The organism is Pseudomonas sp. Ant30-3, from assembly GCF_000690905.1.
In the GTDB taxonomy this organism is placed as follows: Bacteria; Pseudomonadota; Gammaproteobacteria; order Pseudomonadales; family Pseudomonadaceae; genus Aquipseudomonas.
In genome coordinates this window covers 1-449 of the sequence record NZ_JMCL01000187.1, presented here as the reverse complement: position 1 = coordinate 449, position 449 = coordinate 1, and the positions used below count along the sequence as shown (strand labels likewise).

1 protein-coding gene is annotated in these 449 nt (G+C 61.2%); it reads right to left on the bottom strand.

Annotated elements, in window-relative coordinates:
• The coding region (locus DU29_RS01000000130680; protein WP_033051077.1) for an efflux RND transporter permease subunit at window positions 1-449 on the bottom strand (449 nt) is incomplete at both ends.

Sequence of the window (449 nt, the reverse complement as noted above, 5' to 3'; positions counted from 1 at the left end):
GCTGCAATGCCTGCGATGACGACACCAGACGCGGATCTGACTCACCAATCAGGTCGGCAGATGGATAGCCGTTGAAGCGGATGACGGGATCGGGGCCGAATGTCTTGCGCACGTCCACCATGCTGCCGATGGGCACCATGTCGCCATTGGCGTTGCGGGTGCGCAGTTTGACCACGTCCTCGACAGAACTGCGGAACGGTGCGTCCGCCTGAGCCATCACCCGGAAGGTGCGGCCAAAGCGCGTGAAGTCGTTGACATACGCCGAACCCAGGTACACTTGCAGCGTATCGAAAAGATCGGTCACGGCCACGCCCTGTGCCTTCGCCTTGGTGCGGTCCACTACGGCGTCAAGCTGCGGCACATTGGCCTGATAGGAACTGATCGGATATTGGAATCCCGGTTCTTGCGAGATGGCCGTCGCCAGCTCGGTGGTCGCCGTCTGCAATGCG